Source organism: Actinomadura meridiana, assembly GCF_039537545.1.
GTDB classification, from domain to species: Bacteria; Actinomycetota; Actinomycetes; order Streptosporangiales; family Streptosporangiaceae; genus Spirillospora; species Spirillospora meridiana.
In genome coordinates this window covers 333,912-358,998 of record NZ_BAABAS010000020.1, presented here as the reverse complement: position 1 = coordinate 358,998, position 25,087 = coordinate 333,912, and the positions used below count along the sequence as shown (strand labels likewise).

At 67.5% G+C, this 25,087-nt stretch carries 16 protein-coding genes and 1 tRNA gene; 9 read left to right on the top strand and 8 right to left on the bottom strand.

Annotated features, from left to right (window positions below):
* The first annotated feature begins 131 nt into the window (after window positions 1-131).
* The 3 genes from ABD808_RS27620 (at window position 132) to ABD808_RS27610 (ending at window position 2,711) form a co-directional block, all read left to right on the top strand.
* Window positions 132-329, top strand: a complete 198-nt coding sequence (locus tag ABD808_RS27620; protein ID WP_344902316.1) for a helix-turn-helix domain-containing protein — start codon at window positions 132-134, stop codon at window positions 327-329.
* Window positions 330-2,036: 1,707 nt separating this feature from the next.
* Window positions 2,037-2,468, top strand: coding sequence for a hypothetical protein (locus ABD808_RS27615; protein WP_344902313.1), 432 nt, complete (start codon window positions 2,037-2,039; stop codon window positions 2,466-2,468).
* 154 nt (window positions 2,469-2,622) lie between these two features.
* Window positions 2,623-2,711: transfer RNA gene (locus ABD808_RS27610), tRNA-Ser, on the top strand.
* Window positions 2,712-3,492: 781 nt separating this feature from the next.
* Here the strand turns inward: ABD808_RS27610 and ABD808_RS27605 are convergent.
* The 3 genes from ABD808_RS27605 to ABD808_RS27595 form a co-directional block, all read right to left on the bottom strand.
* Entirely contained in the window at window positions 3,493-4,449 is a 957-nt protein-coding gene (locus ABD808_RS27605) for a hypothetical protein (RefSeq protein ID WP_344902310.1), read from the bottom strand.
* A 196-nt stretch (window positions 4,450-4,645) separates the two neighbouring features.
* Window positions 4,646-5,182 carry a VOC family protein gene (locus ABD808_RS27600; protein ID WP_344902307.1) on the bottom strand — a complete coding sequence of 179 codons (537 nt, stop codon included), beginning with the start codon at window positions 5,180-5,182 and terminating at the stop codon, window positions 4,646-4,648.
* On the bottom strand, window positions 5,179-6,039 hold the full coding sequence (locus tag ABD808_RS27595; protein ID WP_344902304.1) for a sigma-70 family RNA polymerase sigma factor: 861 nt from the start codon (window positions 6,037-6,039) through the stop codon (window positions 5,179-5,181). The genes ABD808_RS27600 and ABD808_RS27595 overlap by 4 nt, the downstream gene beginning before the upstream one ends.
* 136 nt (window positions 6,040-6,175) lie before the next feature.
* On the opposite strand from ABD808_RS27595, the gene ABD808_RS27590 reads away from it, so the two are divergent.
* The 4 genes from ABD808_RS27590 to ABD808_RS27575 all read left to right on the top strand — a co-directional run bounded on the left by ABD808_RS27590 (window position 6,176) and on the right by ABD808_RS27575 (window position 7,875).
* Window positions 6,176-6,589 (top strand): VOC family protein, encoded by a 414-nt coding sequence (locus tag ABD808_RS27590; protein ID WP_344902301.1) that lies wholly within the window; start codon window positions 6,176-6,178, stop codon window positions 6,587-6,589.
* Between the two features lie 144 nt (window positions 6,590-6,733).
* Window positions 6,734-7,123, top strand: coding sequence for a VOC family protein (locus tag ABD808_RS27585; RefSeq protein ID WP_344902299.1), 390 nt, complete (start codon window positions 6,734-6,736; stop codon window positions 7,121-7,123).
* Window positions 7,124-7,139: 16 nt separating this feature from the next.
* On the top strand, window positions 7,140-7,574 hold the full coding sequence (locus tag ABD808_RS27580; RefSeq protein WP_344902296.1) for a YdeI/OmpD-associated family protein: 435 nt from the start codon (window positions 7,140-7,142) through the stop codon (window positions 7,572-7,574).
* 46 nt (window positions 7,575-7,620) lie between these two features.
* Entirely contained in the window at window positions 7,621-7,875 is a 255-nt protein-coding gene (locus ABD808_RS27575; protein ID WP_344902293.1) for a hypothetical protein, read from the top strand.
* Between the two features lie 145 nt (window positions 7,876-8,020).
* Here ABD808_RS27575 and ABD808_RS27570 read toward each other — a convergent pair whose 3' ends face one another.
* The 5 genes from ABD808_RS27570 to ABD808_RS27550 form a co-directional block, all read right to left on the bottom strand.
* Window positions 8,021-9,823, bottom strand: a complete 1,803-nt coding sequence (locus ABD808_RS27570; RefSeq protein ID WP_344902290.1) for a hypothetical protein — start codon at window positions 9,821-9,823, stop codon at window positions 8,021-8,023.
* Window positions 9,824-9,999: 176 nt separating this feature from the next.
* Window positions 10,000-13,428, bottom strand: a complete 3,429-nt coding sequence (locus tag ABD808_RS27565) for an AAA family ATPase (protein WP_344903507.1) — start codon at window positions 13,426-13,428, stop codon at window positions 10,000-10,002.
* 5 nt (window positions 13,429-13,433) lie between these two features.
* A complete protein-coding gene (locus ABD808_RS27560; RefSeq protein WP_344902288.1) occupies window positions 13,434-14,672 on the bottom strand; it encodes a metallophosphoesterase family protein in 1,239 nt (412 codons plus the stop codon).
* 263 nt (window positions 14,673-14,935) lie between these two features.
* Complete coding sequence (locus tag ABD808_RS27555) at window positions 14,936-15,412, bottom strand: DUF4352 domain-containing protein (protein ID WP_344902285.1); 477 nt, start codon at window positions 15,410-15,412, stop codon at window positions 14,936-14,938.
* A 104-nt stretch (window positions 15,413-15,516) separates the two neighbouring features.
* Entirely contained in the window at window positions 15,517-16,449 is a 933-nt protein-coding gene (locus ABD808_RS27550) for an exonuclease domain-containing protein (RefSeq protein WP_344902282.1), read from the bottom strand.
* 130 nt (window positions 16,450-16,579) lie between these two features.
* Between ABD808_RS27550 and ABD808_RS27545 the strand changes: the two genes are divergently transcribed.
* Complete coding sequence (locus ABD808_RS27545; RefSeq protein ID WP_344902279.1) at window positions 16,580-18,688, top strand: N-6 DNA methylase; 2,109 nt, start codon at window positions 16,580-16,582, stop codon at window positions 18,686-18,688.
* A 139-nt stretch (window positions 18,689-18,827) separates the two neighbouring features.
* On the top strand, window positions 18,828-25,052 hold the full coding sequence (locus tag ABD808_RS27540) for a protein kinase domain-containing protein (protein WP_344902276.1): 6,225 nt from the start codon (window positions 18,828-18,830) through the stop codon (window positions 25,050-25,052).
* The last annotated feature ends 35 nt before the right edge of the window (window positions 25,053-25,087 follow it).

Below are 25,087 nucleotides of genomic sequence, written 5' to 3'. Positions count from 1 at the left end.
ACGGCGCGGGCAGCATTGGGCAGCTTTGGGCAACTCGGGGCAGCCCAATTGTGCATAGAGTTGTTAAGAGATGCTCAGAGTTGTACTGTGATCGTGTCAGCACAGCGCGCTCCTAGGCGGGGAGGGCAGGGGTGGTTCAGTACCTCACCAAGGCGGAGGTGGCCGAGCGGCTCGGCGTCAGTGAGTACACAGTTGGGCGATACATTCGTAAGGGGCTGCTCACCGCGATGAAGACGACCGATACTCAGCAGGGCGCCGTCCGCGTCACCGTCGCCAGTTATGAGGCCTACGTGGCCCGCCATACCGTCTCTCCAAAACGCGCCCGGTAGCCCTACCCGTGAGTGGGTCTTGATCGCGATGGGGTGGGGCGTGTCCGGGGAGCAGCGGAGCGGGAGCCTGCGCTGCGGCAGGGGCTGGGCGCGTGACGTGTGGAGGATGCGTCTGACGCGTAGGTGCGGGTGTTGAGCTTGGCCGGTAGGCATTCCTCCACTGAGGTGTGGAATCATCCACCGATCACGGCGCTCGCGTCTCGTGACGCACAGTTTTCGGGGAAGCCTTGGTAAGGCCCCTGCGCTCCTGGCGAATAGCCTTCTAGGATGCTGACTCCTGAGAGAGATTCTCAGGGACGGGGCCTGGTACCTGCTGGTTCTAGAGACTTCGCTCGGTACCAGGCCCCTGCCGTCATCGCGTCGCGAGCACGATGATGATCCATGCCAGGAAGCGCAGAAGCTCCATGGCCACGCAGATCACATGCGTTCGCTTGGCGTAGCTGACGGCGTTGGGCTCGTCCATGGACGTGCCCCCTCCCAATCCCGGCTCGGGGGGCGGCCGGGAATGCCCGCGCTGATGAAGTCCACCTAGCGCCGGCGGCAAGGCGGCTCATCTTGCGAGCTGATCGGAGACTAGCGCGACTCGCGATGGCGCGTGAGATCAATTCCTAGACGCAGCGCGAACAAGGGCAAAGAAAGGCGTTTGAGGTTTTCAAAAGAAAATGTGCCGCTAAAGTTGGAATTCCCACTCTTGCCCAGTTTGTCGACTATTTCGCTAATGGTGGATTTGGTGGAAGGTGCCTACCGTCCAGCGCTGCGCTGAGGGACGGCCGGTTGACCAGGCGTAACGTCCGCCCAAGTCGCTGCGCCAGCCCCCGTGACCCTGCCTGCTCGGCCCTCCCGACGCCGCACAACCGTCCACCCATGCGGTGGTCCGCGTCGGAGATCCCACTCACTTAGCGGCGCCTGGGCTCCCGCACATCGACCGTCGTCGAGTTGAACGTGGCGAATATCTCGCCAATGACACCGCGCCTACGTCTCTCGGCTTCTCGGACAACATCAAGACTGCTCGCATGACGCGCGTCCTAGAAACAGCTCGTCCCTCGCGTCCGATGCCCGGCGGGAGCCAGGAAGCAGGCGTAACGGCCACGCAGAGGTGACCGGCGGAGCCCTGCTGGAGGCTCGTCCCGACCCATCGGCGGATCACGACGGTCGCCGCATGACGATCAGACGCCGACAGCCGATACCCGCGAGGGTCGGGCGCCCATTCGTGTGTACGCGCATGAACGCGCGTCGGAGGAAGATCACGCCTGTGACGCCAAGCCGGGTCGTATGACCGGCCAGTGAGCGTGCGACGCCAGCCCACCGGGTGGTCGGTCGACCGGTGTCGCCGCCCGGCCCCCACCCCCACCTGCCGACCTCGCTCGGCAGCGTGAGCGTCAGAGAACTCGACACTCACCCACGAGAACCCTGTACTTGATCAGTAGGCCCCCCAGCCCTGATCCATCTGCAACGGGATCACGTCCAGGTGTACCGCTGGCGGCGTCACCGCATCGAGCAGGTTGGTCAGCCGTGGACGTCCGCATGAGGGACTGCTTCACCACGCTCCACGGACAACCGGCCAAGCGGTGCCGGATTTGCCGCATAAGTGTGAGCTGGGTCACGGAACCCTACGTGGTGGCATCGCGCCAAAGGGGTGACCGAGACGGAAGTGACGTGTGAGGTTCACGCCCGTCCGAAGCCCATCCCCCCTGAAGGAGATTCCATATGCGCATGTCTGCCGCCAAGCTGGTCGGTGCGCTCGTCGTCGGTGGCCTGATGCTCGGTTCCACGGGCTGCGGGGCGGTCGACGCCGCCACCGGCGGCAAGAAGTCGACGGCGTGCAAGAACATCGAGAGCGAGCTGCGGACCTTCTCCACCAGCGCGTCTGTGACGTCGCCGGACGGCGCATCGACGGCGGCGCAGAAGTTCACCGACACGGCGGCCAAGGTGCGCAGCGAAGGTCAGAACGCGGGCGGCGACGTGGAGACCGCCGCGACCGCGTTCGCGGGTGACCTGGACAAGTCCGCCGAGATGCTGCGGAAGCTGAGCAGCGGCGACTTCTCGTCCGCCGGACAGCCCAACACCGCCGACCTCCAGCAGCACGGCAACGACCTCGCCGACGCCTGCGGGTTCAGCGGTTTCCGCCTGGGCGGCTGATGCTCCTCGTTCCGCTCCCGCGGCCCCGGGAGCGGACCGTCGGCTTGTTGTCATGCGTAGCGGTGCGATCTCGCACTATGCTTCTGGGACGCCCGAGCCAGACTTTGCCGGTTGGCGCGCCGAACCGGTAGCCTGTCTGGGCCTGACGGCTACTGGAGGATTCGCCTAGTCCGGTCTATGGCGCCGCACTGCTAATGCGGTTTGGGTTCACGCCCATCCGGGGTTCAAATCCCCGATCCTCCGCTCTCTGACCAGGGACTTCGCCAAAGATCATGTCTTCGGCGAAGTCCCTGTCGCGTCTGAGATGTTCGGAGCTCTGGGCCTGGTGTGCATGGGGTGTCAGGGGGCGTTCCCGATCCGGGATGCGGCGGGTCTCGTTGCTTTGGTTGAGGCTCGTAGCCGTGCGGCGAACAACCATGGTCCGGCGGGGTGCCTGCATGGTGTTGGACGCTGTACGTGGCTAGCGCGGCAGGGGCGCGTTGCTTGCCGGGCCTGGCGGGGTCGCCGTGGGCATCCTTGATCGCGAGGTCGCCTCTGTCGGGGGGCCTGTACGAGTGGTTGTGCGCGAACCTCCCCATGACGACGTGCACGAGTTCCGGTGGTGGAGGTGTTTGGTCGCGTCGTGAGGTCAGGCTGGTTGTGGGGGGATGGTTGGGCTTGGTGGGCGGGGCCGTGTAGGGGCTGGCCTGGATGGAGTAGGGGCTTGCTCGTCCAGCGAGGACAAAGTCGCTGTTCGGTTGTTTGTCATGGGGGGCGCGGGCCCGGGCGCCGATGTTCAGGCTTTGCTGATCGAAATTTTCCGCGTTGACAAGGGGCGTCTCGCGGAGACCTGGGGTATCACCGAGGGGCCGGACCCGCGACGGTGAGAGTTCACGCTCAGCTATTGGCATTTGTTTGTTGCGCGTGGCTGGCTGATGCAGGGCGCGGGGCTGGCGGAGTTGTGTGGTCGGGGTGTTTTGGGGGCGGCGCCTTTGGGGTTGGCGTCGTGCCCTTGAGGGGAGGGTTGTTGTGTTGGGGCTTTGGGTTAGTTTGATTCTGGGGTTAGGAGGACTGCGAATGAGAGGTGCCTGTTTGTGGTGGGGCTGGCGGACGCGGCGATTTGGCCGTTGTCGTTGATGCCGTAGGCGGCTGTGATGCGCAGTCCGGTGTTCGGTGGGATCAGGGTGTCCAGGTCGGTGCGGACGCCATTGTTGTAGACCCAGCCGCCGCGGCCGTCCCCGACGATCGTGCCGGACCTGTTGATGGCCTGGGCCGTGCCGGACGTGCTGCCGCCGAGGTCCGGCCACAGGTCGACGACCTTGCCGCCCGCGAACATCACGGGGTGCCGGGGTGCGAACTCGCCGCCGTTGATTCCGGCCGCGCCGACCGCGACACCGCTGGAGTTCATGGCGTGTGCCTCTGACCATGTGCTGCCGGGCAATGTGCCTAGGTCTGATGGGGTGCCGTTGCGCCAGACTGTGGCCTCGGCCTTGCTGGTGTCGTTCGAGGTCGAGGACAAGCCGAGGACTTGGCCGTCGGACGTGATGCCGAACGCCTCGGCCGCCCGGCCACCGGGCAGGGGCGCGAGGAGGCTGGTATTACCGTTCTGGTAGAGCCAGGCCTTGCCGGTGTCGAGACCGGTGCCGGCGATCTGGTCGGCGTCGTTGATCGCCCGCGCCTGGACGTGGCCGTCAGTTGGCAGAATCCCGAGGTCGGTCGGGGTGCCGTTGCGCCAGACCACTGCGGTCTGCCGTATCGGCAGCGTGTTGAAGGCGGCGCCGACGACGGTGTCGGACGAGTTCAGGCCGTATGCCACGGTCGCGTCGGCCAGGGACGGATCGTTGGGCGCGATACCGGGCAGGTTGGTCAGTTGTGTCGGGCTCGTGCTGAGGTAGGCGGCCTGGCCACTGTGGCCGAGGAACGTGGCCACGCCTGCGGTGTGCCCGGCGGCGTTGATGCCGTACGGAACGTTCCCAAACGCACCGTTCGTAGCTTTGATCATTGTCAGTTGGTAGTGGACAGGGGCTGTGGTGGTCGCGTGGGCGGGGACGGCGGCGGCGGTCGCGATGGCAATGGGCGCTGTCAGTACAGCGAGGGTTCGTGTGATCCGTTTCCGCATATTTTCTCCCGAGGAGAGTTAGTCGACACACGGAGATATGTGTGCGGGTTACACGTTGCCTTGCTACCGGAGCCAGTGCTCATGGTGGATGGCACGTCCATTGGTGGCGTTCTGATCTGAGGGCCGCGTCGCTGTGGGTTGCCGTGGCGGGTGCGTAGGTTGGGTTTTTGCGGCTGGGTTCAGAGTGTTTGTGGGGCCAATGTGGCTGGGTGAAGCGGAGCAGGTTGCCGGAAGGGTCGAGGAAAGCGCAGTCGCGGTCGTTGTTGGGACGGGTGATCGGTTCTTGTATTACTTCCGCGCCTGCGGCTTCGAGGTGCTCGAAGATGCTGTCGCAGTTGTCGGTTATGAAGACGAGGTAGCCCAGCAGGCCCTTGGTCATCAGGTCCGCGATCGTATTTTGGTCGGTTGGCGAAACGGTCGGGTTTGTGCTGGAGGATTGGAGGAGGATCTGTGTGTCGGGTTGGGAAGGTGGCGTTACGCTGACCTGTCGTGTCCCGTGGCGAGTTGTTTCGGTGCGTACCTTGAAGCCGAGCACGTCGCGGTAGAAGGCGAGGGCCTTGTCCAGGTCGTGGACGGCCAGAGCGCATGCCGAGAGCTTGAGATCCTCGCGGGTCAACGCCGTTCCTTGTCGGCGGGGAGGACGATGATGTCGATGTCCTGGATCCGGTCCAGATCGGTGTTGACGTCAATGTGGGTGATCTTGTCGCTGTCGACGGTGAAGGTGATGACCGCCTTGGGACGGCCCAGGTGTGACCAGACGGCCGCCGGTACGCCGTCCACCAGTGCGAGCCGGGCGCCCTGAGCTCGTCCGGTGAAGAAGGTCGCGACCTCCTGGCCGCCACGGAGGTCGCCGACCACGGCGTCCGGGGCGAGTAGGTCCAGGAGGGCGGCGAAATCCCCGCCCCGCGCGGCCGCCAGGAAGGCTTCGACGATCTCGCGCTTCGCTGAACGCGCGGCGTCGGACGCGTCCGCCGCTCCCTGCACCCGGCGCCGGGCCCGGCTGGCGATCTGCCGGGCGGCCGTCGGGGAGCGGTCGATGATGGTGCCGATCTCGGCGAACGACACGGCGAAAACGTCGTGCAGGACGAACGCGAGCCGCTCGGCCGGGGCCAACTGGTCGAGTACCACCGTGAGTGCGACGCCGACCGAATCGGCCAGCAACGCCTCGGCCTCGGGGCCGTCCTGTCCGGGTGGACGGACGCTCGCCTGCGGTTCGGCAGGCAAGGCCCCGGCTGACTCCTCGCGCCGGTTCCGGCGTGCTTCGAGCATGTTCAGGCAGACCCGGGCCACGATTGTGGTCAGCCACCCTCCCGGATTCTCCACCTGGTCGGTGTCGGCGCGGCTGACCCGCAGCCACGCCTCCTGCACCGCGTCCTCGGCCTCGCCGCGCGAGCCGAGCATCCGGTAGGCAACCGCGTGCAAGCGGTCCTGATGCTCGGCGAACCGCGCACCGATCCAGTCTTGCTCAACCATCTGTCACATTCCTTCGTCTAGCCGGTCATTACTGATTGACCGGCGAACCCACACCGATGTGACGACCGGGCCCGGCGTGGCCCGTCCAGCGGTCGGTTCAGGCGGTACCAACACCTCAAGTATCAGGAGACAAGCCATGAAAGCGCACGTCAGCTCGATCCTCCTCGGCGTCAGGGACATGGAGGCGTCCAAGCGCTTCTACACCGAAGGGCTCGGCTGGAAGATCAAGGACGACTACGGCATCTCGGTGTTCTTCGAGTCGGACGGGGCCTCCCCCGTCGGCTTCTACGGCCGGGACGGCCTGGCCGACCAGGTGGGCGTGAGCTCGGAGGGCAGCGGCTTCAGCGGACTCGTCCTCACCTACGTCGTCCGCAGCCAGGCGCGGGTGGACGAGATCATGTCCGAGGCCGAGAAGGCCGGGGCCACGATCCTCAAGCCCGCCGGTGTCCTGCCGTGGGGCGGGTACGGCGGCACCTTCGCGGACCCGGACGGCTACATCTGGAGCCTCGGCTACAGCGACCAGAAAGCCGATCAAGCTTACGCGGAGTAGCCGCGCGAAGGCCGTCGGACGAGATCGAGACGGCCAGGTGGGTTCGGCGTCGACGCGGAGGGACGCGCCGACGCCGAACCACCACCCACCGCCAGCCGCCGCCCGGCCGGGCGGCACCTAGACTGAAATCACCGGGAGAGAACCGTGTCATTGCAGGTGAGCACCATCATGCTCGGCGTCGAGGACCTGACCCGCGCCAAGAAGTTCTACGCGGCCCTGGGCTGCGAGATCGACCAGGACACCCGCCGTTTCGTCTCGTTCAGCCTGGGCGACGGATCCTCGCGGCTGGCCCTCTACGAATGGGACGCGGCGGCACAGGACGCGGGCGTCCCCGCGCAGGGATCCGGATTCCGCGGCGTCTCATTGCACTTCAACCCCGACTCCAGGGAAGTCGTGGACGAGACGATGCGCAACGCCGTGGCCGCCGGTGGCAGCGTGGTCAAGGAGGCGGCCGCCGCCAGGTGGGGCGGGTACTTCGGCTACTTCAGCGACCCGGACGGCTACCTGTGGAAAGTCACCACCTATGCCTCTTGATGCTAAGGAGCACGCCGTGAAGTTTCGCACCCTGGTCGAGCCGCCCGAGCCAATGCGAGGGCTGGAAATTCCGCCCGAGGTGGTGGACGCACTCAACGCAGGCGCCCGACCACCCGTAACGATTACCATCAACGGACACTCCTGGAAGAGCCGTGTCGCGATCATGCGTGGCCGCCACCTGCTCGGTCTCAGCAAGGCCAACCGAGCGGCCGCGGGCGTCGAGATCGGCGAGGAGGTTGAGGTCGAGCTGGAACTCGACACCGAACCGCGCGTCGTCGTGGAGCCCCCGGACTTCGCCCGCGCCCTGGACGCCGACCCGACCGCCCGCGCCGCCTACGACGCCCTCACGCACAGCCGCAAGCGCGAACACGTCCGCGCCATCGAGAGCGCGAAGAAGCCCGAAACACGCCAACGCCGCATCGAAAAAGCCCTCACCACCCTCCGCACCTGAAACCACACCCCCTCCTCACCCTCCCCGAGGCCTTCAGCTTTTGGCCATGGACAGGGACGAGTTCGTCGTCAGGCTCTCGGCCGACGAGGCCCTGGTGTTGTCAGAATGGCTGGAGCGGGTGCAGATGACCGAACTCAGCCGCATCGTCGACGACCCGGCCGTGTGGCGCCCGTTGCATAAGATCGCGGGCACGCTCGACAAGTCGTTGCCGTGGATCTTCGCACCGGATTACGCCGAACACCTTGCAGCTGCGCGCACACTAACCGCCGACGACCCGGACGAGCCAACCGATAGGGAATAAAGAGAAAAACATCGGCTCGCTCGATTGCGCGCCATAGTTGATCTGTTATGGAATGGCTTGCCTTTATGACATCCGACGAATGACCAAATTGGCGGCACCTGGAGCGGGACGCTGGGTGGGCTCAGTGGGTCGCGGCCCGTCTCTCCTAGCTCGGTTCCTGTCCGGTATCGCCCGTCGCCGCTACGGATTCAATAGCCGTGCTGGACCACGGGTCAGCCCCCTCGGCCGCAGTGATGGCAGCGTGGCCATGCCGGTGCAACTGATCGCGTTCCGCGTCCGGGATGGTCATTGACTCGGCAAGTATGGCGGCCAGCGCGTCCACTTTGGCATTGTCGATGTCGGCGTGGAAGATCGTCCGGATGTTCTCATCGGGCGTGATGATGTCGATCGCTGAGCGTCCGTTTCCGTCCCGGGTGGGGGCACGAACGTATCGCACCTTTTCTATCGGGATCTCCTGACCTATCTGACCGTGCTTACGGAATGTGCTGATCTTCGCCGTGATGATGCGACGATCCGTGACTGCGACCATATTCTTTGCCGCCGCCTTGTCGATCGCCGCTACCGCCTTCTCCTTTGTTGCCGCTACCTTCTCCTTCGCTCCTCCGGACGCGACACCAAAAGCACCGAGGACATCGAGTTGGTCGGAGAAGCCGAGGACACGAAGGCTCTCGCCGTCCTCAAGGAACCATCGCAGGATGCGAAGATACGGTTCGAGCTCCAGCGAGTCGGGTCCGCAGACGACGTCCGGAGTCTCGAGCGGAGGGACGGGCGGATGGAGAGCGTCGGCAAGAGGCTGGATGGCCTTGAGAAGTTGGGCGCAGGTTAGGCGGGCGGCTTTCGAGTCCTTCCGCTTCCGGGTCAGCGGCATTGTCGCGCGGCCGGGGAGCTGGGCGATGATTCGTAGTTCCCGCGTCAGCGAGTAAACGAGGCTCGTCATCTCGGCCAGAGCGGAGTCGCGCTCCTCGCGAGCGTCGCGCGCGATGACTTCGACGAGCCGTGCCTCGTCCGCGTCCTCGCGTCCGGCGGCGCTCGCCTTCGCGGCGCGGAGTACCTGATGCTTGGTCAGTGCTTCGAGGGAGGACCGGAGGGCGTAGGCGTCGAAGACGATGGTCTCGGCGTTCATTTCGAGATATTCACGCCGGTCATGTGCGCCAAGTTTTTTGATCTTCTGGACGTGGCCCCTGACGTAACTCTGGTACTGGTCACGTGCCGTACCCAGGTCCGCCTTTTTCGTCGCGATGGGTTCCCATACGTGAGGCGTGACTGATCCAACCTCTCGCGCCTCGCGAAACGCGTCATCGACGGTTTCGACAAGCCCGCTAAGCGCGGCCCACTGCGCGCGGGTCACCGTTGTGAGGACCTGGTTTGTCAGCGCGATGTTGGTCTTGGCGAGGCTTGTGATCACACTCAGCTGCACCTGAAGAGCGGCCATGGCCAGCGCCGGCCCGATCGCGGCCAAGCTCTGCGCCATGCTCACCTGAGTCAGGGGGATGAAGCGGGCCTGCGCAGCGATCTTGCTGTTGGCGAATATCGCCCCGAGGTATGCGCCGTCCTTGACGGCGAGCGTCCCGCCGGCGTTCAACAGGGCCTGTGTCGCGCCGCTGACCCGATAGACCCCTTCCAGGCTGGCGAACGCGTTTGCGAGATTACCTCCCACGGTCGCGGTATTTCCGATCGAGGCGAGGAAGGTAGAGATCTGCTCGCGGTCGGTGGCTGACACGAGCCCGAAGTCGATCGGTTCAAGCATCAGTTCGCTTTTGAGGTCCTCAGTGATTTCGCCGGAGACGGCGACAACCCCTGGGAAGATCTCCGCCAGGACCGCCGATGCCGTTGTCGAGTCGCCACCCGAACCGGTTGTCAGATCGTCCCCGGCGGGCGAGTCGGTGCTGTCGCCCTGGCCGTTCTCCTCACGCTCGGTGAACTCCATCGAGTCCGAAGGGTCCTGCATGGGTTCTCCTTACGGGGGCGTGAAACGGCCAAGCGGCGTCGGCGTTCACTGGCGAAGGCTACGGTACGACGCGCCGTCCACCCCCGTGAGCTGTCGGTGCGTGGAAGCCGAGACGTGCCAAAGTTGGTCGGACTCAGCATGGGTCGAGGAGACGTTGCGAGCCTCGAACTCAATCGCTATTCAGGCGGACTGGGCAGATGGTGTACGTGGCATCGTCCTTCGGGGAGTTCCTTGGAAGCGCTGCGGACCACCTGTTCGTGGTGGGTGAAGACGATGACCTGGAATCGGTCGGCCATCGTGTCCAGAACACGCAGAGCGGCCTCTGTGCGCGGTTCGTCGAAGGTCATGAAGATGTCGTCGACGGCGATCGGAAGGGTGTGGCCGGCGGCGGCATGGCGCTCGAGAGTGGCCAGCCGAAGCGCTAGATACAGCTGGTCCTGGGCGCCCTCGCTGAGGGACGTGGGCGCCAGCAACGATCCGGTGGATGTTTTGGCGCGGACGCTCGGACGTTCCTCGTCGGACAGTTCGAGGCCCGTATAGCGACCAAGGCTCAATTTGGAGAACACCTGCGAAGCCTGCACCAGGACGGGTTCCTGGTCGCTGTCCCGGTATTCGTTCATGCAGGTCAGGATGGCGATCCTCGCGGCTTCCAGGCGCAGGAACTCCTCGGCGTCCTCGGCCAGTTCGGCGCAGATCGCGGCGCTGTCGGCGGCGGCCAAGGCGGCGTCCCCGCCGCCGTTGAGCCGACCGAGTGCGTCCCGCCTTGTCGTCCGCCGTTCCAGCCAGTCGTCCTTGGTCTCTTCGAGGTCCTCGATCTGGCGGCCGAGTTCGACCAGCTCGCTCCCCAGTTCGTCGGCGGACGTCTCCGCCGCCTGCTGGCGGAGACGGGTGAGCTTCGTCCCGGACGGAAGGGCTCGCTGGATCTTCGCCAGGGCGGTGGACGTCTCCCGCAGGTCGCGGGCGCGGTCGACCGCCTGCTCCATCGCGTCGTTGGAGGTCACGCCGAGGCGCGCTCGGAAGTCCCGCAGGCGGCCCTCGATCTCGTCGAGTTCGAGTTCGGCGTCGTCGACCTGTTGGACGAGTTTCGACCTGTGATCGAGCAGACCCTGGCGTTTGCGGTCGTCGTCCTGTTGCTTCCGCAGGTCCGCCGCCAGTGTTTCGGCGGCCTGTCGCCAGTCGGCGGTGGACACCGGGGCGCCGCGGCCGCAGGAACGGAACGTCTCCCGCAGCAGGTGCTCGAAGTCGGAGATCCGCTGTTCGGCCTGCCGGACGCCGTCCTCGATCACGGTCGCGACATCGACCTCTCCCGCCACCCGCATCAGGGTGTCCAGGTCGGTCAACGCGGTGTCCAAGTCACGGTCGGCGGGCAGGCCGGCGTTGCGAAGGAACTGTTCCCATTGTTTCCGGTGATCGGTCACGGCCTGCTCGGCGTCGGCCTCGTCGGTCGCCGCGTCGGCGAGTTCGGTTTCGGCGTTGTCGAGGTCACGCCGCGCCGCCGTCCGTCTAGCGTCGACGTCGGCGTGTTCGTCGAGGCGGACGCCCGCCATGTTCAGCATTTCGGCGAACGGTAGGGCGTCGTCGAGCCGCAACAGTTCCTTGAGCCGGGCGGTGCAGGTGGCGAGGCGGTCACGTAGTTCGTGCAGGTCAACGTGAATGTCTTCGAGGTCCTGCGCGTCGGTCCTGAGCCTGTCGACATCGTCCAGGACGCCCGTTCCCCGGCCGGGTTCGGGTGCGGTCGCGGGATAGTCCTTCCACAGCGCGTCCCAGGACAGCCGCGCCTGTGCCAGGTCGGTCTGCGCGTCCTCGACCATCGACTGGAGTGCGGGAACAGTGGATTCGCCTTCGGTGATCTCCCGCTCGAGTTCGGCTCTCCTGTTCACCTCCTCCACATGCCGCAACATCAGGTCGACGATGGTGTCGGCACGCCGCACGGCTTCCTGAAGAGAGCCCTGGACGCTCGGGTCGTCCCGGAACCGGGTGATGAGTTCGTCCCGCCGGGCCCGCTGGATGCGGAGTTCCTCACGGGTCGGTGGGGAGTCGTCCGTGACGAGCCGTGCGAGTTCCCGCCGGTGTTCCCCGAGTTGCCGCTGAGCCTGGTCGAGTTCCGTGGCGCGGTCGCGGAGCCGCTGGTCGAGGTCGCGGACGTCGCTTTCGACTTCGGTGACTCGTCCGCGTTCGGGGAGCCGGAGCTCCAGGACGTCGGAGGGCGTCAGCTCGGGCAGTTCGAGCCGGTTCAGTGCCCGGTGGAACCGCCGCGTGCGCTTCTTCTCCTCGGCCTGCTTTTCCGCCAGCTTTTCCGGTAGGTCGCGTGGCGCCGTGGCATGCGCGTTCCTTAGGTGCGTCACGTCCTCGGTCACGGGGAAGGAGCCGAGTCGTTCGGCCAGCCGCTCGCGCTTCGTCCGGTGTCCTTTGACCGCGTCCCGGGCGTGGGCGAGCGCGTCATGGTGTTTGTGACCTTCGTCCCTCAGCCGTTGTCCCAGCGTGCGGAGTGCGGCGGGGAACCGGTAGCGGCCCTGTTCGTCCAGGGTCGCCCGCGGATGGACGGTGTGCAGCCGCGAAAGGGCGTCGCCGCGAGTACGCGCCGCCTTCTCGGACGACTCGTCCCGCCGCGTCACCTCGTCCAGGATCGCCGTGATGTCCTTCGAGAGCCGTTCGATCGCGGCGGCATGCGGGAGGAGGGACCCGTCGTCGCCGATGTCGGCGAGCTGCTGATCGACGTCCGCGACCAACGGGCTGTTCTTCGAGCGCACGGCGTCGTGGTTGCTGTGTTTCGTCAGCAGGTCGCCGAGCTGTTCGCGGATGTCGTCGGGGGCGCACGGCCCCTGCTGGGTGATCTCCTCGATGTGCGCTTCCAGGTCGCGCTGCTCGTCCAGCGTGGGAAACATGTCGAGAAGCTGCTGCTTTGCGGCCCGGAGCGCCCGCTTGTCCTTCAGTTCCTTCTCGGTCGCGACGAGGTTGTCGGCGGCCTCGGTCACGGCCTGTTCGGCCTCCCAGTACTGCTCGGGGCGCAGCATCGCGTCGCGGGCGTCCTGCCGGGCCTCCTTCAGACGCTTCAGCGCGGCGTTGATCTTCGGGTTGGTCCTCCCCCGGGGCAGGTACAGCAGACGTTGCCTGCTGTCGATCTGCTTCAGGACGGCTTCCAGCCGCATCCCCGACCGGGCGGCGGCGAGCAACTGGGCCATGTCGCCTTCGCCGGACGCGAGCAACGCCCCGCCCTTGCGGAGTTCGGCGCTGTTCAGGGCGAACTCGGTGGTGAAGGTGTCGCGGTCGATGCCGCCGAGGAAGGGGACGAGTTCCTCCTGCCCGATCGGCGTCCCGTCGCCGTCCACGAGCGCGTCCCTGCGCTTCTTCCGGCGGACGATCTCTAGCGCCACCCCGTCGGGGGCCGACAGCCGGGCGCCGAGCCGAGTCTGGCCGCCATGCAGGTAGGCGTACGGGGTCCCGTGGTCAATGCCGTACAGCAACTGGTCCAGGGCGCTCAGCGCGGTGGACTTGCCTGCTTCGTTGGGGCCGTGGACCAGGTGGACGCCGGGCGCACCAAGGCCTTCCAGGCTGTAGCCGTCGAAGGCGCCGTAGGCGATGAGGTCGAGACGGTCGATGCGCATTCCGGTCACCGCGCTTCCCGTAGGAGGGACTCCACGAGCTGGTAGGCGTCCTCGGCCAGGCCCGCCACCCATGTTTGATCATCTGGATTCACGCCGTCCGGTCCCTTGACCTGCGCGGGAAGAGCCCCGGTGAGCGGGTGGCGGGAGAGTTCGGCGGTGAGGGCGTCCGGGTCGGCGCCCAGGGCCTTGAGCACCCGCCGGATGTCGGCGAGCACTCCGGCGGTGTCCGCGCCGGAGTCGCCGATGTCGTCCCCGGTCGTGCGGATCCTGAGCTTCTCCAGCCACAGGTGCGGGTAGTGCCCGGCATCCGCGCGGAGCTGGTTGAGCATCTGCTCGTGGCCCCGCCACAGCGCGGCATGGGTGGACGTCGCGCCGGTGAGGGTGACCCGTACGGCGGTCAGCCGTTCTTCCGGGATGCCCTGGAAGCGCCGCCGGACGGCACCGAAAACCTGGTCGATGTCGTTGGTTCCGGTCACGTCCACTTTTAGGTGCTCCCAGCGGGCGGCGTCCAGGTCGTGGTGGACGACGGAACGGACTCGAAGGTCGTTGTCGTCAACGGTGATGACCGCGCACCCTTTCGGGCCGGTTTCGCGGGCGTGCCGTCCCTGGATGTTGCCGGGGTAGACGATCCAGGGTTCCTCGCTGACGATCTGCCGGGTGTGGATGTGGCCGAGCGCCCAGTAGTCGTAATCCTTGGCTTCGAGGTCCGCGACGGAGCAGGGTGCGTACCGTTTGTGCTCGGCGTGGCCTTCGAGACCCGTGTGCAGCAGGCCGATGTTGAATAGTCCGCCGTACCGCGCCGGATATCTGGCGGCGAGATTCTCGGTGAGGTCCCATTTGGCGAATCCCTGGCCATGGACGACGAACCCGGCCTTCTCGTCTTGGACGGTCTCGGGCTTGTCCGTCGCGAAGACGTGCACGTTGTCGGGAAGCCGAAGGGAACGCATCGTGCGGTTCTGCGCGTCGTGATTTCCGGAGACCATGTACACCGGGATCTCGGCTCGTCCGAGGTGTGCCATCTGCCGACTGAAGTAGAGCCCGGTCTGGTAGTCCTGCCAGTCCCCGTCGTAGACGTCGCCGGCGAGGAGGACGGCGTCCACGTGCGACTCGATGGCGAGCTGGACGAGTTTCTCCAAGGCTCGTCGAGTTGCCAGACGCAGATCTTCTTCGGGGGCGCCCTCGTAGGCCGAGAGTCCTCGTAACGGGCTGTCGATGTGAAGATCGGCGGCATGCAGGATCTTCATGATCTCCCTTTTCGCTGGAACCCGGAGCGACGTCCGGCTGGTCCTTGGCGAGGGGACTAGGTGAACGCTAGCCCTCTGTTGTGGCGTGTCTGCTCAATGTGACGAAACAAGCGCTGTGCGGTGACGGTGGCGGAATATGAGGCGTCTCCCGCGCCACCGGCCGCTCTTTCCATCGGCCGTGGAGCCCGCGACCGGGGAGAAGGACGGGCCGCACTCGTGTCGAAAGGCGTGATCAACGCCTCTGGGCGCGGTTGACGGCCGCGTCAGGATGCGACCCGGGCTCGTGCCGCTTCGGAGAACAGGGGATTGGTCATGGCGACGATTTTGGGGTGGAAGTTTCCCTTCGCGCACACGAGGCCCGTCGCCTTCTCGCCGGGGGCGAGGCTGGTCGTGTCGATCTGGCCCTCGTACTCGCCGAGGGCGGAACTGCTGTCGTGCTTGGTGTTGCCGGTGTCGGTGATCGAGAAGTAGAGCGGATTGACCTCCAACTGCTTCTTGGTCTGGTTAGTGACGGTGACCTTGACGCAGGACAGGGCGTCGCCGTCGCTGAGGATGCTCTTCTTGGCGTGCGCCCGCTTGGCGGTGAGTTTGATGGGGAATGTCTTGCCCTTGGCCGGGCTGCCGCTCTTGCCCGCGGGCTTGCCGGGGTCCGCGGACTGGACGGCGACCGGGTCCTGTTCGAGGTTGCAGCCTGCGGTGAGGACGGCGACCGCCCCGAGGCTGATGATGATTTTGCGCATGGGTGCTCCTTGATGCCTGGGCGCGCTCTGGACTGATCGCAACCGGATGAGAGTTCGGGGCCGCCCGGCGGTCCTGGGCAGGTCGGGCGGACGGTGGCGCGTGGTCAGCTCTCGGCCACAGCGAGCAGTTCGTAGAACTCCTCGGTGTCGATGACCGTGGTGTCGTGGCCGGAGTCGCGGAGCCGTTCGGCCTTGGCGAGCTTGCCGGTCTTCATCGCGCCGGGTGCGAGCTGGCGCGGTTCGATGCCGCCGACCACCACCAGGTCGACGAACCTGGTGACGTTCAGGACGGCCCGGCCGCCGAGGGCCGCGATCCGTTCGGCGGCCACAGCCCTCGTCATGGTCGGCAGTGATCCGGTGAAGCAGATGGTCAGCCCGTAGAACGGGTTGTCCGGGTCGGCATTGGGCTCGGCGTCAGGAAACGGCTTGCGGCGCGTGGCTCCCCTGTACCTGCACCCCTGGCGGACGCCGCCACGGTAGGAGCCCATCTGGATCCTGTGGGCGGCGAGAAGGCCGTCAAGGGTGGCCGTGCCCTGCCGTTTCAGGGCGGCCAGCATCACCTGCGCCGCGGCCCGCGCGTCGTCACCGGCGTCATGGTGGTGCGGCAACTCGATGCCCAGGGCGTCGGCGAGCACCGGGAGCTTGTACGCGAGCAGCCCGGTCCAGGCGCGTCTCGCGACCACGAGTGTGCAGGCGAACCGGAGGTCCGGAACGTGAAGGCCGCTCGCCTCGCAGGCGTCGGTAAGGACTCCGATGTCGAAGGCCGCGTTGTGCGCCACGAAGGGGACGTCGCCGACGAACTGGACGATGCGTTCCAGTGTCTTCGCCCAGCCGGGCGCGTCGCTGACGTCGTCGGCCGTGATGCCGTGAATGCCGACGTTGTAGGCGTCGAAGTGGTCGCAGCCGTCCGGGGGCCTCACGAGCGATGACCACTCCTCGACGATCTGCCCTTCCTTCACCTTGACCAGCCCGACGGAGCACGGGCTCCCCCGCAAGGCGTTCGCCGTCTCGAAGTCGATCGCCGCCCAGGTCGTCATCTGTCGCTCCTCACACCGAGCCGTTGAAAGCATGACCATGGAAGCATGACGTGAAAGCACTGTCAAACAGCTTCGGAAGGTTGGATGGTGTACAGTGGCGATGCTCCCGAAAGCTGACAAGGATGTGCCGATGGCATCGCAGAGCGAGCAGCTGACCGCCGCCGAGATCTCTCGGCTCGCCGGTGTGACGCGGGCGACCGTGAGCAACTGGCGACGTCGTCACACCGACTTTCCGCAGCCCAGCGGCGGGACGGAAGCCAGTCCGAGCTACGACCGGCGCCAGGTCGAGGCCTGGCTCGACGCCCGTGGTCGCCTCCCCGCGCGTTCGGCGAGGGACGACCTGAAAACCCGGCTACGCGGACGCACGCCCCGCGACGTCGAAGCCGTGGCACTGTTCACCGCGCACGTGGCCGGGCTGAACGAGAGCAAGCGAAACAAGGTCACCACGCTCGACGACGACGAGCTGATCGACCTGCACGCGGCCGCGGTGTCGTCATCCACCGACCCGGCGAAAGCGGGCCGGGCGGAAGTGCCGACGGCGCTCCTGCGGTCGGCGGCGAATGTGGCGCTCACAGAGGGGACACTCGCCGTCTTCGAGGTACTCAACGAGCATGCCGAAGCCCCGATAGGCATCCGCGGGACGCACCCGACGCCGGCAATGATCACTGACCTGATCGCCGACCTGGTAACGGCCGGAGGCCGCCGGGTCCGCGACGTACTGGACCCGGCGTGCGGAGGCGGACGCCTTCTTGCCGCCGTCGCGACGAGTCTGGAGCCAGACGCACCCGTGTACGGGCAGGAGTACCGCGCCGTCACCACCGCCCAGGCCAGGGCGCGTGTCGCGGGAGAGGCCCCCAAAGCATTCGTGGACGTCCGAACCGGAGACAGCCTGCGCGACGACGCCTTCCCCGACCTCCGAGTGGACGCCGTCGTGTGCAACCCGCCCTACGGCGACCGCGAATGGGGACACGACGAGTTGGCCTTCGACCCGCGCTGGGCGTACGGTGTCCCACCGCGTTCAGAGTCCGAACTGGCGTGGGTGCAACACTCGCTGGCGCATTTGCACGAAGGCGGACAGACCGTCCTGCTGCTCCCACCGGCTACCGCGTCACGCCCATCCGGCCGCCGAATCCGCGCCGAACTGCTCCGCCAAGGAGCGTTGTGCGCGGTCATCGCGCTTCCGGCGGGCCTCGCCGTCCCCCACCACATCGGCCTTCACTTGTGGATACTCCGACGCCCCGAGGCCGACCGCCTCGGCCGCGACCTGGTCCTGCTCATGGACGCCTCCGAGGAAGCGACCGTCACCGAGCAGCCGCCCGGTCAAGCCAAGTCGTCCGGCGCCAGCGAGTTCCACGAGACGATCCTCAGCGTCTGGAAGGCGTTCACGGCGCCCACCGGGCCCGCCGAGTTCACCGAGATCCCGGGAACAGCGCGCGCCGTTCCGGCGATCGACCTCCTGGACGATTTCGTCGATCTGTCACCGGCACGGCACGTCCGCACGGCGCTGGTGATCACGCCGGACGCGGCCCTACGCGACGTCGCGCACCTCATGGAGCGCCTCGGCGCGGACGTCGCCGCGCTGACCGAGGCAAGTCGGATCGGCCCGCTGTCCTCGGCGGGTGAAGCGAGCCGCGCCTGGCGCAGTGCCACGATCGCCGATCTGGCTCGCGGTGGTGCGCTCGCCGTTCACAAGGGGGCGCGGGCCGCCTCGTCCGACGACCCCCTGCCCGCCGAACTCGCGGATCGACCCGTCCTTCGAGGGCGCGACTTGATCGAGGGTACGAATGCCACCGGCGATGCGGGCGAGGCGCGGCTGGCGACCTCGTTCCTCATCGAGGCGGGGGACGTCCTTCTCACGCAGAACGTCGGCCCGCGAGGCGTCGCGACACGGGTGGCGGGTGAGGACGAGGCCGGGTGCCTGCTCGGCTCCAGTGTGTTCCTGCTGCGACCCGACCCGGCGCGCCTCGATCCGTGGTTCCTCGCCGGGTTCGTCAGCGCCCCCGACAACGTCAGCCAGGCGACGACCGGCAGTTCCACGCACCAGCTCGTCGCGTCCCGGTTGCGCGTCCCGCTGCTCCCGCCGGACGAGCAGACCGCTTACGGTCAGATGTTCCGCGAGATCCACGAACTCCGAACCACCGCGCGGGACGCCGCCTCGCGCGCGGCCGAAACGGCCGATCTCGTGGCCGCCACGCTGACCAGCGGCGCGCTCGTTCCCCGGAGAGCCGAGACGCCATGAGGGCCGGGCACTCCGTAGCACCCGCCTCGCACCGATCGACGCGAGAGCACGACGTGAGCGTTAACGGGGCCTTTGGTGGCCAACAGGTATTAAAGCCCACTGATTTCGCAAGGGCGACCGGGAAGATGAAGGTGTGGTTGTGACTGTGGATCGCATCGCGAACCGGTTCCGCGTGACGGGGCCGCTCGGCAAGGGCAACATGGGCGAGGTCCACCGCGCCGTGGACCTCCAGGCGAGCGACGGCGACCGCGACCGCGAGGTCGCGGTGAAGATGATCCTGCGCAGCCGGACGGGTGCGGTCATCGATTCGCAGGCCGATGTGAAGGCCGTCCAGCGGTTCGAGCGCGAAGTTCGCATCATGCGTCGCCTGAACGAGCATCCGAATCTGCCGCGCATCATCGCGGGCGGCCTCAATGAGGGCGACGGCCTGCCGTTCATCGCCATGGAACTGCTCAAAGGTCACACGTTGCGGGTGCTGACGGGTGAGCACGCTCAGCTTCCGGTTGCCTGGGTCGCGGCCCTGGGCGCGCAGATCGCGGACGGCCTGTCCGCCGCGCATCGCGCCGACATCGTGCACCGCGACCTCAAGCCCGCGAACGTGATGCTGCTTCCCGGCGGGAACGTCAAGGTCCTCGATTTCGGCATGGGCCGGATCATCGACGACGCCGAGGCCGGACGGGTGACGAGCAGCGGCGTCACGGTCGGCACAGCCCGCTACATGGCTCCTGAGCAGTTCCTCAACGCGGCGGTGACGCAGGCGGCCGACCTGTATGCCCTCGGCTGCATGCTGTACGAGCTTTTGACAGGAGCTCCGCCGTTCGTGAGCACAAGCGCGCTCGAACTGGGGCAGAAGCACCGCGACGAGGAGCCCGCGCCACTGCGTCTGCTGCGTTCGGACGTCCCCGAGGACATGGCCCGGTTGGTCGAGCGGCTGCTCAGCAAGCGGCCGGAGAACCGGCCCGCCGACGCCGTGGCGGTCCGCGAGGCGCTGCTTCCCTTCGCCGCGGGCGAGTCGACGGTCGAGGACTGGGATTCCTACGACCCCGTCCGTTACCTCGCGTCCGCCAAGCAGGCGCCCGCTCCGGCTCCGGCACCGGAGAAGCCGCGTCCGACGGCGGGTTCGGTGATGGACGTGTTCGGTCTGCACCGGCAGCTCATCGACGACTACCGGGAGTTCACCGAGGGCGGGACGATCATCCGCGATGACCGCGTCGCCGCGTACGTCGAGAGCACCCTGGACGACAAGTCCCAGTGGCCGGACCCGTGGGTGTCGCTGAACCCGTTCTTCGCGGCGGGCGGCACCGTCTCGGAGCTGAGCGGCGCCGGCAGGCTTCTCCACGAGGAGTGCGCCCGCATCTTCCAGGCGGGCAAGACCCGGAAGGGCACGAAGCTCAACGGACGCCCGCTGACGCTGCACCGTCACCAGCTCGAGGCGATCGAGGCGGCCAAGCGCGAGCAGTCCTATGTCCTGACGACCGGCACCGGCTCCGGCAAGTCGCTGTCGTACATCGTGCCCATCGTCGACCGGGTGCTGCGCCAGCGCGAGACGACGTCGGACAAGCGCGTCCGGGCGATCATCGTCTATCCGATGAACGCGCTGGTGAACAGCCAGGTCAACGAGCTGGAGAAGTATCTTCAGGACGGCTACGGTGAGGGGCGCGAACCGGTCACCTTCGCCCGCTACACCGGGCAGGAGGACGACGAGCGCCGCCGGGAGATCCGCGATAATCCGCCGGACATCCTGCTGACGAACTACGTGATGCTGGAGTTGATGCTCACCCGCCCGAAGGACCGCGGCTCGCTGATCCGGATGGCGAAGGGCCTGGAGTTCCTGGTCTTCGACGAGCTGCACACCTACCGGGGCCGTCAGGGCGCCGACGTGGCGCTGCTCATCCGGCGGGTCCGCGAGGCGTGCCAGGCGGAGAACCTCCAGTGCGTCGGCACGTCGGCGACGATGTCGAGTGAAGGCACCTTCGAGGACCAGAAGAAGGAGGTGGCCCGCGTGGCCACCACCCTCTTCGGGACCGAGGTCGACATGGACAACGTCATCGGGGAAACGCTCGTCCGCGCCACGGATGAGGCGCCGGACACGGTGCCGCCGGAGCGGCTGCGCGCCCCCGCCGCGCCGCGCGCGTACGACGACCTGGTGCGCGACCCTCTGGCCCGCTGGATCGAGACGCGGTTCGGGCTCGTCGAGGACCCGACCGGCCGTCTGGTCCGGCAGCGGCCCGCGAAGATCGAGGATGCCGCCGCCGACCTCGCCAGGGAGTCCGGTGTCCCCGAGGACGTGTGCGCGCGGGCGATCCGCAGCACTCTGGAGGCCGGTTCGGAGGCCCGGCACTCGGTGACCGACCGCCCGTTGTTCGCGTTCCGGCTGCACCAGTTCCTGTCCAAGGGCGACACGGTCTACGTCACCCTGGAGGACCCGTCGTCGCGCCAGCTCACCCGCGACTACCAGCTCGTCCAGCCGGGCACGGACGGAAAGATCCTCCTGCCGTTGGCGTTCTGCCGGGAGTGCGGTCAGGAGTACCTGACCGTGTGGCGGACGGACAAGGACGGCATGGTCCGCTACGAGCCGCGCCGTGACACGGCGGCGTCGGGCGGCCGTGAGGGCGACGGCTACCTGTACGTCGATTCGAGTCGGCCGTGGCCGCGGACCGCCGAGGAGGCGATCGCCGACCGGCGCCTGCCGGAGTCGTGGCTGGAGGTGGACGACACCGGCCGAGAGGTCGTGCGCACCAACCAGCGGTCGAAGCTCCCCGCCCCCATCCGCGTCGACCCCTACGGTGTCGAGGGTCACGGCGAGTTGGACGCCGCTTTCATACCCGCGCCATTCCGGTTCTGCCTGCACTGCGGGGTGAGCTACGAGCAGGTCCGCGGCAAGGACTTCGCGAAACTGGCGACACTCGACCAGGAGGGACGTTCGTCGGCGACGTCGCTGGTGTCGGCGTCGATCATCCGCTTCCTGCGCGCGGTGCCCGAGCAGGCCCTGGTGGCGGAGGCTCGCAAGCTGCTCACCTTCGTCGACAACCGCCAGGACGCCTCCCTTCAGGCCGGTCACTTCAACGACTTCGTCCAGATCACGCAGCTTCGTGGCGCCCTCTACCGGGCCGCGGTCGAGGCGGGCGAGGACGGCATCGACCATGAGGATCTGGCGTCCAAGGTCGTCGGCACCCTCGGCCTGGACGTCGCCGACTACACCGGCTCGTCCGACCTGCCCCCCTCGATGGCCCGCAACGCGGCCCGGACGCTGCGGGACGTCGTCGCGTTCCAGCTCTACCTCGACCTTGAGCGCGGCTGGCGCGTCACCATGCCCAACCTGGAGCAGACGGGCCTACTGAAGATCGACTACGCGGACCTCGACTGGCTCGCCGCCAAGGAGGACCGCTGGGAGGGGACGCACCGGGCGTTGCGCGACGCCGAGCCGGGCCGCCGCGCCGAGATCCTGCGGGCGCTGCTGGACGAGATGCGCCGCCACCTCGCCATCGACGTCCAGTACTTCCGGGACGACTTCGACAACCTCCGCCGCGCCAGCGAGGAACGGCTCGTCGACCCGTGGGTTCTGTCCAGGGGCGACGAACCCAAGGTCGGCACGGCTTACCCGCAGAAGGCACGCCCCGGCCTCGACCGCTCGGGCCTGTTCTTGTCCGGGTCCAACAAGTTCGGCAAGTACCTGCGGCGTGTGCATTTCAGCGACCTGTCGGTGGACGACGCCCAGCAGCTCATCGAGGAGCTGCTCAAGGTGCTGAGCACGGCGAACCTGATCAAGGAAGTGTCGGTGACGCCCGGATGGGCCAGGCGCGGCCGCCGTCCCACCGGTCCGACCGTCACGGGCTACCGCGTCTCGGCGGCGTGCCTGGTGTGGCGGGCCGGCACGGGCGAGGTCGGCGCTCACGATCCGCTCACCCGCACCTACGCCAGCGGCGACGGCCCCCGCGTCAACGTCTTCTTCCGCGACCTGTACCGGAACACGGCCGCCGAGCTCGGCGGCCTCATCGCCCGCGAGCACACCGCCCAGGTCGATCCGGAGGAGCGGCGCAAGCGCGAGGAGGCGTTCAGCGAGGCGAAGCTGAAGCTGCTGTACTGCTCGCCCACGATGGAGCTGGGCGTCGACATCAGCGCCCTGAACGCGGTGATGATGCGCAATGTGCCGCCCACACCCGCGAACTATGCCCAGCGCAGCGGCCGGGCGGGGCGGTCGGGCCAGCCCGCGCTCGTCACCACCTACTGTGCCACCGGCAACAGCCATGACCAGTACTACTTCCGGCGGTCCGCGCGGATGGTGGCGGGGGCGGTCGCGCCGCCGCGTCTCGACCTCGCGAACGAGGATCTCGTCCGGTCCCACATCCAGGCGATCTGGCTGGCCGAGACGGGCCTGGAGCTGCACAACAACATTCCGGCGATCATCGACATCGGCTATGACGAGGAAGCCCGCCGTCCCGACCCGCCATTGCCGCTGCACGACACGGTCGTCCAGGCGATCCACAGCGAGGCCGCGCAGAAGCGTGCCGTACGGGCCGCGAAGCAGGTGTTCGGCGGGCTCCTGGACGACTTCGCCGCCACGGTCTGGTGGGAGGACGACTGGATCGAGAAGACGGTCGGCGGCGCCCCCGACCGCTTCAACCGGGCCTTCGACCGCTGGCGGGACCTCTTCAAGGCGGCTCTGCTGGACCAGGCGGAGCAGAACCGCCGCGTCCTGGACACCACGCTCTCCGACCGCGACAACAAGATCGCCGTTGGTCGCCGCCGGGAGGCGGAGACGCAGCTCGACCTGCTGAAGAACCAGTCGGCGGAGAGTCGCTCGGTGCTCTCGGACTTCGGCCCGCACCGGTACCTCGCGAGCGAGGGCTTCCTGCCGGGCTACTCCTTCCCGCGCCTGCCGCTGGCCGCCTACATCAACATGCAGGACCGCCGGTTCCGCGACGGCGACTACCTCCAGCGCCCACGCTTCCTGGCGATCCGCGAATTCGGGCCGGGCGCGCTGATCTACCACGAGGGCGCCCGCTACCAGGTGACCCGCATCCAGCTCCCGCCGGGCGGGACGGGCGATGTCGTCACCTCCGAGGCCCGCCGCTGCGCGAGTTGCGGCTACCACCACGACGCCGCCGACCGCGCGGACCGCTGCCAGATGTGCGAGGAGCCGCTGCCTGAGGCCAAGTACGGGCTGCTCCACATGCACACCGTCTACACCAAGGCCCGCGCGCGGATCTCCTCCGACGAGGAGGAGCGCCGCAGGGCGGGTTTCCGCCTCGTCACGTCCTACCGGTTCACCGACCACGGCGCCCGGCCCGGCCGTCAGGACGCCACGGTGACCGACGCCGACGGAAGCATCGCCTCCCTGGCGTTCGGCGATTCCGCGACGGTCCGGATCACGAACCTGGGACGGTTGCGCGCCAAGCCGGGCGAGCCGGACGGCTTCTGGCTCGATCCCGCGACCGGCGAGTGGATGACGGAGAAGGCCGCGTCGGAGGCGTCCGGCGACTCCAGCGAGATGCCGGTCGTGGACGCGGACGGCAATGAGAAGAAGCGCAAGAAGCGCGTCATCCCGTACGTGCAGGACCGCCGCAACATCCTTGTCGCCCAACTCGCGCAGTCGCTGGACGAACCGGTCGCGCTGTCGCTCATGTACGCCTTGGAACGCGGGATCGAGGCGGCGTTCGAGCTGGAGGACTCGGAGCTGTCGAGCGAGCTGCTGCCGCCCGACGAGGGCCCCCGCGACCGGATGCTGTTCACCGAGGCGGCCGAGGGCGGCGCCGGAGTGCTGCGGCTGATGCAGTCGACGCCGGGCGCGCTCGCGACGGCGGCGAAGGCGGCCCTGGACATCTGCCATTTCGACGAGAACGGCGTCGACCAGGGCGGCCCCCACCCGGACAGGCCGTGCGCCCGCGGCTGCTACGACTGCCTGCTCACCTACAGCAACCAGCTCGATCACGGATCGATCGACCGGCACGCCATCAAGGATCTCCTGGTGCGCCTCGCCCACGCGAAGACCACCGCGACCGGACGCGGCGAGTCCCGCACCGAGCAGCAGGCGCGCCTTTCCGACCAGTCCGACACGTCTCTCGAAAAGCGGTGGGTCGCCTGGGTGAAGGAGCGCGGCCTGCGTATGCCCGACGAGGCGCAGACCTACGTCGCCGACGCGCAGGCCCGTCCCGACTTCGTGTACCGGTTGCCGGGCGTGCCGGTCGCGGTGTTCGTGGACGGTCCCGTCCACGCACACGCCAACGTTCAGGAACGCGACCGCCAGGCGGAGCAGCGGCTGGACAACCAGGGCTGGGAGGTGATCCGTTTCCCCCACGACGCCGACTGGGACGCGATCGTCGCTCAGACCCCGAGCTATTTCGGCGCCTCTCCCACCCCCTGATACACCTACGACAACCACCGAGCACGACGACGCGA